Source organism: Silvanigrella aquatica (assembly GCF_001907975.1).
In the GTDB taxonomy this organism is placed as follows: domain Bacteria; phylum Bdellovibrionota_B; class Oligoflexia; order Silvanigrellales; family Silvanigrellaceae; genus Silvanigrella; species Silvanigrella aquatica.
Genome location: NZ_CP017834.1, coordinates 731128 through 744151, shown reverse-complemented (window position 1 = coordinate 744151; position 13024 = coordinate 731128). Strand labels below are relative to the sequence as shown.

The following is a 13024-nucleotide window of genomic DNA, read 5'->3' as shown; positions in this document are numbered from 1 at the left end:
AAGGATGTTACCATAAGGGTAATGTCCTTTTTTTATTTTTCCAAAGGCTTTTATGGAAGTTGGAGTCTTAATCATTTTTTTTATGACCGCTATGCTAGGAGGAATTGTTTCGACAGTCCCTCCTGGGCCTTTAAACATAAGATTACTCATATTTTTTCTCAAAAAAGAAAAATCAAAACTTTCTGCATTCCAATCTGGAATTATATTAGCGGACATAGGATGCTGTTTTATTACGAATTTAATGGCTCAAAAAACTTTACAAACAAGCTTTTTTCTTTCAATTGAAAAAAAATATTTATTTATAACTCAAATATTATTCATTTTAATGTTACTTTTAATGGGATTTAGATATATTATTTCATCAAAAGCATATGAATCAAAATCAAATTCGATTCCAGATGTATTAAGCTATGAAAAAAAAAATCATGGCAAATTATTGCGACATTTTCTTGAAGGGGTTGTTGGAACATTGACGATTCCGAGTTTACTCCCGTTCTGGTATCTTTGGTGGATGGGACAAAATTTTGCCTATAAACCACCCATTTACCTGGTAGCAATATCCATTGCCTTAGGAGTGTATTTTGGAGATCTGCTTATCTTTAAGACCTATCGATTCTTTGCGGGTCGGGTTCAAGATAAAATGCTATGTATTAATGTTGTGCGAATTGAAGTTATTGTCGGTTATATATTTCTTCTCTTTGCCTCCGCACTTTTTCTCAAAATTTTTCTCTCTTAATCAATGGGACTGCCCTCATGAAATTACTTGAAAAAATGCACAAAATATTTTGTTCTTTTCTATCCATTTTTTTTAGAAGCAGAACTATAAGGCATATTTTAAAATTAAGTGGGCACGATAAAAAAGAATTTTTAATAAAAATTATTGACGAAAATCTGAAACAAATTAAAACTGAGCCACAAGAATATTTTGCACAAAAATCATCATCATTGAAGTTTGTGCAGAGTTATAATCAATTACCTTGCACAGTAGATACTAGAAAAAAAAGAGCGGATCTGTTTGAACGCAATGGATTTAGAGATAAAGAGATTCTTTTGCTAGGTGATGATGATCTTGTTTCTGTTGAATTAGCCTCTCGGAATTTTAAATATATAACTGTACTAGATTGCGATATGGCATTGCTACATAAACTCAAAATACTTACTCAAGATGCGAAGTATCCCATCACATTTTTCCATGCTGATCTTTACCAAGGTTTACCAAACTTTTTGTCGCACAATTATGATGTTGTGTGTTTTGATCCTCCTCAAAACTATGAAGATTTAAGAATTTTCATGAATTGTGCTTTAAAATCTTTAAAATACTATAATTCTACATTTTATATGATGGTCAATACCAGTGGTTTAGGTAAGCTGAATGCAGAGAACTTAGTATCTCAACTGCAAATAAATGGATATACTAATACTCAAAAACTTGATTTTTTTAATTGCTATCCACTCAATCGCGGACAATCATTGTTGTTAAAATTAATTTCATTTTTCATAAATCCAAATTCAATAAAAAATAGAAGTCTCGATTACAAATACTATTTTACAGATTGCCTTGAGTTTAAATCAAATTCATATGCACAAAGTAAAGAACAAGTTTACGAAGAAAAGCAAATAATTGCTCCCGTAGGCGGACATTTTACTCTTAATGAGATTCCCATAGCCTTTTTTAAACAATACGGAAGCCATTCTAAGAAAACTATAAATTAACTAAATAAAAATATATAAAACCACTAACTTTACAACTTAAAATTTATAAATTAGTATTCCTTTATTGGAATTTATATGATTACTTTTTATATTTGCTCCGAAAGAGCTTTACTAATGTCAAATAAAAAAAACATTGCAATTGTTGTGCAAAGATGTAGCAAAGATATTGCTGCGGGCGCTGAATTATATGCTTTTCATTTAGCTCAATCTTTGGCTGAACAAGGTCTACAAGTAGAAATACTAACGAGCAAAAGTGATGACTACATTAATTGGAATAATAATTTACCTTCTGAAGAAATCATAGAAACATCAGGAGTTTCTTTTAAAATTAAAAGATTTAAAGTATTACACGGTAGATTTAAAATTTTTTTTGGAATTATAAAAAGATTTAATTTATTTTTATTGAAATATTTTAATTTTATTTATTTAAAACTAAGTGTTTTTTTAGATTATCTTTTTTTAAGAAGCCAGGGTCCCTGGTGTCCAGGACTATGGAATGAGCTTGAAAAAAATTCGGAAAACTACTCACTTGTGATTATAAAATCATATTTATATGCGCCAAATTATTACGCTATAAAAAAAATATCAAATAAAGTAAAAACTCTTTTTATTGTCACTGCACATGATCAACCTGAGTTTCGATTTCAATTTGTTTATAAATTTTTATTAGAAGCAACAACTCTTGGATTTGTTTCTCAATCAGAAAAAAAAATATGCAACAGTATATGGCTTAATTCAAATAATAAAAATTCTATAATACTTCCGCCAGGTATTCATTTTAATACCAATGAAAATCAAATTATTCAAAATAATATAAAAGAAATATCCACAAAAAAGTATTTTATTTACATTGGTAGAATTGATAGACTTAAAAATATAGATTTTATCATTAAACATACTCCACAAAATTGTAGCGTCGTCTTTGCTGGTGATCTGAAATATACACTCCCCAAAGATCCTAGATTTATTTATGTTGGAAAAATTAACGACATTGAAAAAGAATTATTGCTAAAAAAGGCACTTGCTTTAGTCATTTCTTCAAGATATGAAGCATATTCTATGATTACTGCGGAAGCTATTTATCACGATTGTTTTGTTCTCGCACTAAAAGGCTGCGCACCTATTGATGAATTAATAGAACATTATGGAGGTCTCAGCTGTGAAGAAAATGAATTCAAAAATATAATGCAGGAAATATGGGATAACAAATTAAATATAAATAAGTTCAAAAAAAATCAAACAAAATATTTTTCACCAGAGAAAAATTGGAACACAAATGCTATTAAAATTATAGATTTATTAAATCAAAAAAAAGATAATTTCAGCATATAAAATCAACTATAATTCAATAGCTAGAGGATTTATGTCAGTCGTTCATAAGATTTCAAATTACATTTTTGTCATGAATTTATTTTTTTCCTTTGTTTTCATAAGACTTCCTGATATTATTAACTTTTCTATTTTAAGATTTGGGATATATCTGATATTTTTAATGGGTTGTATTTTTGGCATTATATCATGCTATAAAACCAATAAAAAAATTACTTTTTCTTTATTGTTTTTTATTTTTTCAATAGTAATTCATGCTTTTTCTAATTTTTACCAACCCTCTTTAAAACAAAATGTATCAATCCAAAATTATATTTTAAATGGCATTATTACCTCAGATTTTATATTCACACAAACACGTCTCTACATGATTTTTTTTGTTTTCTTTATTTTTCCTGCAATATCATTTTTTAATTATATTTCAAAAGATGGAAGCAGTAAAAAAATAATTAAGATATTTTATTACTGTTTAAGCTTATGTGTAGTTATAAATTGTTTTACTTTTTTTTATCAAGGTCTATTCAATATTAACTTTCTATCTCAAGGCAGTGGGACATCATTAGGAGCAAATCGTCCTCCAGGTCTATTAGATGACTCAGGAGCAGCAAGCTTTTTCTTAGCAATTTTTGGTTTTACTTATTTTTCAAGTATATTTTTAAAATCTATTAGTAATAAGTATAAATTTTTTAATTTTTTAATTTTTATACTATGTTTAGTTTCAGGACTATTAAATAATTCCAGGTCATTTTTCCTCGGATTATTTTTATCTGTTTTTATTTTAATCGTCATTAAATTAATAATTGAAATAAAAAATAAAAGATACAAACTAATACTTTTGATAACATCTACTTCATTATTAATCCTTATAATAACAAAAATAGTTACAAATTATAAAAACAATAACTCAAGTATTTACAGGATAAATAATGAATTAAAAAGAATTGGATTAAATGGAGATTTATTTAATATATATTCTGTATTAGATTTTCAAAGGGCTAGTCATCTTCAAATCATGTGGGAAAATATTAAAGAAAATTTTTTTATGGGTACAGGACTAGGTTCTTTTGCTATAAATTTTTATAACCAAATTAATAAACTAAAATTTGAAACTCCAGTTATTTTAGATATAGCAACAAATAGTATTTTTTCTATTATTTCTGATCTTGGGTTTATTGGATTATCAGTCATTTCATTTTGTACATTGCTATATATAAAATATGCGATAAATTTCATAAAAAATAAGCACTCTTTAGATTTTTACGCCATATTCATTCTATATATCATCCCTATTCTGGGCACTATTCCATTTTTTATTGTATCAAATGTTTTTTATATGTTTATATATCCATCTTTGTCGTATATAAGTTGTCTCATAATAGCCCCCTGGATTGTAAATTACACTAGAAGTAATCATTTTCAGAATAATTTTTTTTCATTATTCTTTTATCTATGCAGCATATACTTAATTATTGTCTCTTTGATATTAGCTATAACCGCACCCCCTGTTCCTCTCTTCAAATGGAAGGAAAGAGGAACCGCCCAAGTGCCTATGCCCTTAGGGATTTTACCCCAACCCGAAGGGCAAACTGAAAAGAAAAAAATCTATTTTTCAGATTTACTCAATGACATTCTTGGTGGCAATTCTTTACTGATAAAGCCACTTGATGGCGATGTCGGGCAATGGTTCAAACCGCAAACAGAAATCATAGTTGTAAATCCTACATTTAGAATCTTCGTTGGACCTGAAACAAGACATTTTCCTGTAAAAGTTTCAGTTCAATTTTATTCAAAGGAAAGAGAAAAAAGTGAAGAAAATTTGACTTTGCAACAACCCACTTGGGTCAATTTGACTGTTCCAAAACAAAAAACTTTTGAATCATGTTTTGATGATGTTTCTATGACAGCATTCTGTTATTATCATATCAGTGTTATCCCTGCTTGGGAACCTTCACTTTTTAAATCAATTGGATTTTATATTGAAAATCAATATATTAAATAAAAAAATCCTTGGAGTTCGTTTTGGATTCGAAATCACTTATTAAAAGCTCTATTAAACTTCTAGGAAAAAGAGGGATTAAATATCTTTTTATTGCCACATTAGCTGCTATAGGTATTGCCATTGTGGAGCTTTGCATCTCCATCATAATTCAACTTCTCTTGAGCAGCTTTGGATTTATTGGCTCAAACTATAAAATTTTTAATTATCAATTACCTCAACTCTCCATCTATACCGTCACCGCAATGCTGATTCTAGTTGCTATTATTCGCTTTTGTGTTCAGTTGACAACAACCCAAACAGCCGCCTTTTTAAGAGACTATGTCCTACTTAGACTCAAAAAAAACTCTCTATATAGAGTCCTTTTTGAAGATGATTTTCAAGAAAAAAGCTCGTCTTCTATGAATTTTAAATTATCAGAAGTTTTTTCAAAATCCTCAGAGTTTATTTTAAATTTTTCCCATTTCATTTTTATGTTTATTCAAAGTGCTTTTTTATTCCTAATCTTATTTATTATAGCCTGGAAAGAATCCATAGTAGCTACAACTGGAATTGCACTCATTGGATGTGCAATATTGTACATAAATAAAAAAGTTTCCCTATTTGCAAAGCAAGTCCCTGTTCAGCAAAAAAAAATAAATGAAGGGATAGAAAAAATCGCGCGTAATTTTTTATTCATCAAACTTATGAAAAAAAGAGAAGATGAATATAATTCATTTTGTGATGGTCTCAAAGAATATTCTTCCAAATCTATAAGCGCTCATTTTTACAGCAACCTTAGCGCTCAAATGGGACCTTTCCTTGGTATTTTATTACTTGTCCTAATCATTATTATTAGCAATCATGTTTGGCAGACGAGTTCAATCATACTGCTCTCATTCATATATTTATTAGCTCGTTTTGTGCAAAGTCTTTCCATATTAACTGGGTATTTCGGAAATGCAAATATCTTTTTTGCACAATACAAGCTTTCATTAGAATCAGTTTCAAACTCAAACTTTCACATCATAGCAAGTGATTCCGAAAATAAAATTACTTTTTTTGGTTTATTTAAATCGAAAGAAATGCAAATAAAAAATACAGATAAAAATGAGATTAGTGAAATAAACAAAGAATCTCCAGAAATTATTTTACATAATGTTTCTTTTTCATATCCTAAATCTTCACCTCTCTTTAATAAAATAAATCTCACAATTGATAGAGGCTCACAAGTAGGATTGATAGGTTCCAGCGGTACAGGTAAATCGACAATGCTAATGCTTATGACAGGTATTTTACAGCCTAGCTCTGGAAAAATTAATATTGATGGTATGCCTGCTTGGGAATATATTTCAAAAAAAGAGGCGCGTATTGGCTATGTTGGACCAGAACCTTTTTTAATTAAAGGTAATTTAAAGGAAAATTTATGTTATGGGCTAACAAATCCAGTCAATGATGATGAAATTATGGATACACTTAAACTTGTTTCCTTAGATAATCTTATAAAAGAAAAGGGCTTAACTTATAAATTATCAGAAGATCAATCTGGACTTTCTGCAGGTCAAAAGCAAAGAATATGCCTTGCCAGAGCCATTCTCAACAAACCTTCACTGCTTATTTTAGATGAAGCAACTGCAAATCTAGATGAAAATAATGAATCTTTAATTGCAGAAGCTTTAAAAAACATTAAGAAATCATGCACAACAATTATCGTATCTCATCGCTATGGAATTTTAGCATTTACAGATAAAATTATAGATATGAAGAATATTGTTTAAGTTAAAAACGAATTAATTAATGTTATTATCTAAAGTAAATGCAGTTTTATCTTCGCTCTGAACTTCATCATAGGGATCTTCATAGGATTTATTTTTAGATTTATTTATTTTCATCCATTCAGGTGCATTTGATGAAATGCTAGAAGACTTTTTGCCGAAAATATAAATCCTGTCTAAAAGTGCCTTTTGCCGAGGCTCAAATTCAGACTTCCAAGTGTATGATAATAAAGCCGAAACCCTGTCTGACTTCCAATGTGCGTGCTCACTCTGCACTAAAACTTTTTTAGTAATAGCATCCTCTTTTTCTTTTAAGAGACGTCCATACCAATAATAGTTTCTTAATATTAAAGAAACATAACTCCGCGTTTCTCTAAAAGGCATGAAATCACAAAAAAGCATCATATTATCGCCACTAACCCGCTCTCTCCATTTATCTAAATTTGTGGAACCCGCATTATAAGCCGCTAATACATACTCAATATGTCCATCATAACGTTTTAATAGTTTATTTAAATAGGCGCTTCCTATTTCCAAGTTTAAATCAGCATCGTACAATTGCTTTGCAGATGTTCTCCGTTTAATTGTTTTTGCAGTGGAAGGAAGAATTTGCATCAGCCCTCTCGCATTAGCTCCCGAACGAGCATTGCGATCAAATGCACTTTCTTGCCTGATTAATGATAAAATAAAGACAGGATCGATATTACCAGCATGCGTTGATATTTCTCTCAAATAAGTTTTTGGAAAATGTAAATATAGCATTGCTTTACTGACAGGATAATTTTTTATATATTTTCCATAGCGTCCCAACATAAATATCGAATAACGATAATTATGCATTATATTTTGCCCTAAAGCCCAGTATAGAATTAAATTAGGATTTGTTACGTTAGTGCTACGTCCTACAAATGCAGACCACTCTGTAGCAGCAAGATTATCTTTTTTTGCGCGAAATAAATCAAATATAAAAGCCTCTAAATTGTTTGAATTCCAAACCGAAGATTCACGACCTTGTACAGGAATATCTTCATCAGAAACTAAATTATTAATGGGGTCTATTCCCATTTGTTGCGATGCTAATATAGCAGCCAATGAAATTCCATTTTCTTTAATTAAACGTTGCCAATAAGGATTGTCTGTAGAATTCAATTTCTTTGTTTTTTGGTAAATTGCACCAAGCCAGAATAAACTCCGAGAGCTTTCAATAGGGTCTTTTTCAAGCAAAGCATTTTCTAAAGATTCTTTTGCTAATTGAGGATAACCCGAAATCAATCTCAAAAGCCCCATACGCAGATGAATTTTTTCACTGGGATCAACATTAGGGAGTAAACATTTTTCCATTTTAGTATATATTTTTTCTATTGAGGAATAAACATTTTTCTTAGGTAAAAATGTTTCTAATCTTAATATCAGTGAAGAACTTGCACCCATAAAAGCACAATTCGACGCATTTTCAATCGCTTGTGTCGTTAAATTTTGAGCATCTTTAAATGATTGAGGATCTATTAAAGAAAAGGCATCTGCAAAAGACATTCCTTTAAAATTCTGCCAATCTTTTTTTTGTTTACTTGATAAATGATATTTAGGTACAGGTTGTAAAAATTGCATTTTAGAAGCAGCGACAGCTAAATCATCATTAAATTTTTTTTCAAGCCACCAAGCTGAGCATGCTAATGTTTGTTCATTTAAAGGAAATTGATTTTTAAATCCGCCGACAAGAGATTCACAATTTTTTGCCATTTGTGTTCGTTCTTTTTGAGAAAGATTTCTTAATACCCAGTCTGAAAGTATACGAACACTAACATTATATCGTTTAAGATCATGAAATTTTGCTTCTTCAATAAGTTGATTTTCATTTGGTGGCGTATAATTTTTCAAATTTGATAGATAGAGATTATCGTTGTTTCTTTGAATACTTGATAACATATCCTTTTGTTCTGGCAATGATAATTCAAGATTTTCGGTTAAAATTGTATGACTTGAACACGATATGAAAAGAAGGGAAAAAGGGAAAAAGGTAACAAAAAGTAATTTCCTTTTTTTAATTATAAAACATCTCAAAATGATACCCCTTCTTATTCAAATATTTTATCGTCAATGATTATTATTACTTGAGAAAAGCATCAATGCAAAGGGGTGGAGAAAAAGAGGTGATCAAACAGGATCTCTCAATACAGGGCAGGTCATACAACGAGGTCCTCCCCCCCCTCTTGACAGCTCGCTTCCTTCAACAGTGACAATAAGGGGATAATTGCTTTGTAATAGAGTAGGGTGCTTTACAGCGTCTTTCGCCGACATGATTTTAAAACCAGCAGATTCACAGGCTCTCAAGGTATGCTCATGGATATAGCTAATAACCTTACCTGGAGCGAATGAAAAAAGGTTAGCGCCACTATTCCACTGTTCACGTTGTTGGTGCAAAGGATCGTCCCCCCCACAAGGAATGGGATCCATACGCACACCCACACTCCTTAAACCCAGGATAAGGTCTTCCACTTCTTTAAATTTTTTATCGCCATCGGGTTTCACGCGAATACGAACCACCCGCGCTCTTTCGCGTCCTAGAACATAGGGAGAGTAAACAACGGCTTGTTCTTTATTAGCAACGGTAAAAATCATATCGAGATGAATGGTGCTTCTTTCACGTGGTAAAATAACGCATAACACATTGAAAGGTTCTGTCTTTTTTTCTTCATTACGGGCTTTTAAAAGCGCATCTACCAAAGTATCGAGAGCTTTAGGTGTCGTTCTTTCACTTATTCCAACTAACAAAAGATCCTCATTGATAACAAGAATATCACCACCTTCTATTGTAAAATGGGGATCCTTAATTTCCTTGCTCGCATCGAGTAGAAGACCATAGCCTTTTAATTCGGGATGATATTCATAAATTGTTCGCATAATTAGCGATTCCGCAAATCTGACGGAACTGGCCATACGCGATGCAATAACTCTGTTTCCCACAACCATACTGGTATCTCGCATAAAATACATATTAGGTAACGGAACAATGGAGTAGGTTTTTGGAGAAAGTAAAGATTCTAAAGTGTTTCTTTTTAAAGGAACGCCCGTAACTAAGGCGCGCGTCAATTCGCTTGCAGGAAGGGCAAACAGCTCGGATTTTAATTCAGGACATCCTTGGAACTCAAGGATTTTATCTAAAAGTTTATTTCTTGCTTCTTCATTTTCTAAAACGTCTTCTAGACAATCACTGACCTCTAAAACAGTACTTACAAGAGAAAGTACTGATTTTAATTGCGAATGCCCCGCAACAATATTTTTAAAATAAATGATATCATTATAAAGAAGTTCGGAAGCATTGCGTGGTGTCATGAGTTCCACTTCATGTCCAGGCGAGTGCAAAAAGACTTTTCTTAATTTTCCAATTTCAGAATGCACTCCAATTTGACTATTTGATTGTCTAATTATTTCTGTTTTTTCACTTTCAATTAAAGAATCCCAAAAGTGAAAATGACTTCCCGTATTAACATTTTGTTCCTCTTTCACAATCAAACTCCTTGACCAATGGCATGCGTAGTGACAAAAATACATTCTAACCGTTAACATAGGTCACATGGGTCTGATCAAGTAAAAATAAAAATTTAGAGAGGCGTTCATATGTCGTTAAAAAAAAATATTGCTGTATTTGGTGCGGGTAAAATAGGAAAGCTTGTTGTGAATATGCTTTCGCAAACCGATGATTATCATGTTACTGTCATTGATTCTGCAAAAGAATCTGCCAAAGATGCGGCCAGCCATTCGACAACAGGACAATTGCTTAAAAATGTAAAATACGATCATGCTGATTTTATGTCACAAAAAGACATCGAACGCGTTTTATCAGAAAAAGATTATGTTTTGAGTTGCGCTCCCTTTTATTGTAACAAAGGAATTGCTGAAGTCGCACGAAATTTAAAAGTAAATTATCTGGATTTAACCGAAGATGTAAAAACAACTGCTGCCATTAAGGAACTTTCTAAAAATGCAAGTAATGCTTTTATACCACAATGCGGTTTGGCTCCTGGATTTATCACGATAGTTGCGCATCATTTAGCGCAACAATTTGATAATGTTCATTCTATAAAAATGCGTGTAGGCGCCTTACCAATGTATCCTCACAATCGATTAAAATATAACTTAACATGGAGTACCGAAGGTCTCATTAACGAATACTGTAACCCTTGTGAAGTGATTCATGATGGTAAATTAACTCTCGTCCCCGCATTAGAAGGTGAAGAAAAGCTTTGTATTGATGGGGAAGAATATGAAGCGTTTAATACTTCGGGAGGTTTAGGTACTTTAGCAGAATCATGGGCTCATAAAGTCAGATATATGGATTATAAATCCATTCGCTATCCCGGACACCGTGAAATTTTGTGCACACTCCTGCATGATCTTAAATTTATTGATGATAGAGATGGATTAAAAAGTGTTTTTGAAAGATCATTGCCACAGACATCGCAAGATGTTGTCATTATATTTGTGACTGTAGATGGACAGAAAAACGATAAATACTATCAACAAAGTTTCGTGAAAAAAATTTACAATGCAAATATTGGTGGAGAACATTGGGGGGCTATTCAAATTACGACGGCAGCAGGAATTTGCGGTGTTTTAGATCTTCATGCCAGTGCCCATTTGCCTACTGCCGGACTCATTCGGCAGGAAGATATTTCTTATGAAAAGTTTATAGGCAATCGCTTCGGAAAATACTATTCTTAATAAGGGAAACCCTCTTTGGGAATCCCTTTTCTCAAGGAGAGTTTTTTCATGTTTCCTGATAATAAAGCTGACATTCCATTTTGTGAAAGAATATTTTGTAACCGCTCTTTAAATATGAAATCGATTAAAGCCGTAGGCTTTGATATGGATTATACTCTCGCTCTTTATAAACCAGAAACATTTGAAAAACTAGCGTATGATGAGACCATAAAAAAACTCATTGAAATTGGATATCCCAAAGAAATTTGTAGTTGGGAATTTGATCCTAAATATATGATTAGAGGTCTTGTCATTGACAAAAAAAATGGGAATATTTTAAAAATGGATAGGCACCGTTACGTTAAAGTTGCTTATCATGGATTTAAGGAGCTCAATCGAGAAGAGCGCAGAAAATTATATGATATTGAAAATGTCATTGTCTATGAAGAACCACATTATGCACTTATTGATACTTTATTTTCACTTGCAGAAGCTTTTTTATTTATTCAATTAGTTGAATTTAAAGACAAAACCGACAAAATGAATCATAAATCCTATTTTGATTTATATTCCGACGTCAGAATGTGCATTGATTTATGTCATCGCGATGGAAGTATAAAAGACAAAGTATATGATAATCCTAGTAAATACATATCAAACAATAAAAATTTAGTTTCAATATTAAAAGATTTAAAAGCTTCAGGCAGAAAAATATTTATCGTTACAAATAGCTTATGGGATTACACAAATATAGTAATGAGCTATTTATGTAATACCAAAAAAGATTCCAATCAAGAATGGATTTCCTTATTTGATTTAATTATTACAGGCTCACAAAAACCCTCCTTTTTTATGACAAAAAACCAAATTTATGAGGTTGATACAAAAACAAATTATTTAAAAAATACCGACATTGTAAACATCTTAAATAAAGATAAACAAGAATCGATTGTTTATCAGGGGGGACATTTTAAATTACTTCATAATATGCTGGGCATAAAAACAGGATCTGAAATATTATATATCGGTGATCACATTTATGGTGATATATTAAGAAGTAAAAAAGAAATAGGCTGGAGAACCATGCTTGTTATCGAAGAACTAGAAAAAGAAATCATTGCAACATATGAGTTAAAAGAACAATATATTTTATGTGATTCTTTAAATGAAAAACGCGTCCTGCTTGAAAACGAATTTGAAAGATTAGATATTCAATCACGTGAAAAAGGAGCAACTCATACTCTTGATAAAAATGAAAACCTAGATAAAAAAATAAAGAAAGTTGGTTATGATTTACTTAAATTAAGAGAACAAGAAAAAAAAGAAATTCGCAATTATCACTTAGGACTCCACCCCATTTGGGGAGAACTCATGAAAACAGGTAGACAAAATTCACGTTTTGCTGCTCAAGTTGAAAACTACGCTTGTTTATACACAAGTAAATTAACAAATTTAATTCACTATGGCCCACATAAAAACTTTAGAGCGGTACGAGATTTTATGCCTCATGATCTCGATGAGTAATTTATGA

Annotated in this window: 9 protein-coding genes; 7 read left to right on the top strand and 2 right to left on the bottom strand. The window is 31.2% G+C overall.

Features of this window, described 5'->3' with window-relative positions; all coding sequences use genetic code 11:
- The first annotated feature begins 52 nt into the window (after positions 1–52).
- The 5 genes from AXG55_RS03210 (at position 53) to AXG55_RS03190 (ending at position 6795) form a co-directional block, all read left to right on the top strand.
- A complete protein-coding gene (locus AXG55_RS03210) occupies positions 53–736 on the top strand; it encodes a hypothetical protein (RefSeq protein ID WP_148696695.1) in 684 nt (227 codons plus the stop codon).
- A 17-nt stretch (positions 737–753) separates the two neighbouring features.
- Complete coding sequence (locus AXG55_RS03205) at positions 754–1713, top strand: bis-aminopropyl spermidine synthase family protein (protein WP_148696694.1); 960 nt, start codon at positions 754–756, stop codon at positions 1711–1713.
- Between the two features lie 114 nt (positions 1714–1827).
- Positions 1828–3045 (top strand): glycosyltransferase, encoded by a 1218-nt coding sequence (locus AXG55_RS03200; RefSeq protein ID WP_233231337.1) that lies wholly within the window; start codon positions 1828–1830, stop codon positions 3043–3045.
- A gap of 31 nt (positions 3046–3076) precedes the next feature.
- Entirely contained in the window at positions 3077–5041 is a 1965-nt protein-coding gene (locus AXG55_RS03195; RefSeq protein WP_148696692.1) for an O-antigen polymerase, read from the top strand.
- A 20-nt stretch (positions 5042–5061) separates the two neighbouring features.
- Positions 5062–6795, top strand: a complete 1734-nt coding sequence (locus AXG55_RS03190; RefSeq protein ID WP_148696691.1) for an ATP-binding cassette domain-containing protein — start codon at positions 5062–5064, stop codon at positions 6793–6795.
- Between the two features lie 12 nt (positions 6796–6807).
- On the opposite strand, the gene AXG55_RS03185 is transcribed toward AXG55_RS03190, so the two are convergent.
- Complete coding sequence (locus AXG55_RS03185; RefSeq protein WP_233231336.1) at positions 6808–8853, bottom strand: lytic transglycosylase domain-containing protein; 2046 nt, start codon at positions 8851–8853, stop codon at positions 6808–6810.
- A gap of 93 nt (positions 8854–8946) precedes the next feature.
- A complete protein-coding gene (locus tag AXG55_RS03180) occupies positions 8947–10299 on the bottom strand; it encodes an arginine deiminase (protein WP_233231335.1) in 1353 nt (450 codons plus the stop codon).
- Between the two features lie 111 nt (positions 10300–10410).
- Here AXG55_RS03180 and AXG55_RS03175 point away from each other — a divergent pair, with 111 nt between their 5' ends.
- The gene (locus AXG55_RS03175; RefSeq protein WP_148696688.1) at positions 10411–11514 is read left to right on the top strand and encodes a saccharopine dehydrogenase family protein; all 1104 of its coding nucleotides are present in this window, start codon (positions 10411–10413) and stop codon (positions 11512–11514) included.
- A gap of 48 nt (positions 11515–11562) precedes the next feature.
- Positions 11563–13017, top strand: coding sequence for an HAD-IG family 5'-nucleotidase (locus tag AXG55_RS03170; protein WP_148696687.1), 1455 nt, complete (start codon positions 11563–11565; stop codon positions 13015–13017).
- The last annotated feature ends 7 nt before the right edge of the window (positions 13018–13024 follow it).

Coding starts and splice junctions, on each gene's coding strand:
- AXG55_RS03210 (WP_148696695.1), top strand. CDS start 53: ATGGAAGTTGGAGTCTTAATCATTTTTTTTATGACCGCTATGCTAGGA.
- AXG55_RS03205 (WP_148696694.1), top strand. CDS start 754: ATGAAATTACTTGAAAAAATGCACAAAATATTTTGTTCTTTTCTATCC.
- AXG55_RS03200 (WP_233231337.1), top strand. CDS start 1,828: ATGTCAAATAAAAAAAACATTGCAATTGTTGTGCAAAGATGTAGCAAA.
- AXG55_RS03195 (WP_148696692.1), top strand. CDS start 3,077: ATGTCAGTCGTTCATAAGATTTCAAATTACATTTTTGTCATGAATTTA.
- AXG55_RS03175 (WP_148696688.1), top strand. CDS start 10,411: ATGTCGTTAAAAAAAAATATTGCTGTATTTGGTGCGGGTAAAATAGGA.
- AXG55_RS03170 (WP_148696687.1), top strand. CDS start 11,563: ATGTTTCCTGATAATAAAGCTGACATTCCATTTTGTGAAAGAATATTT.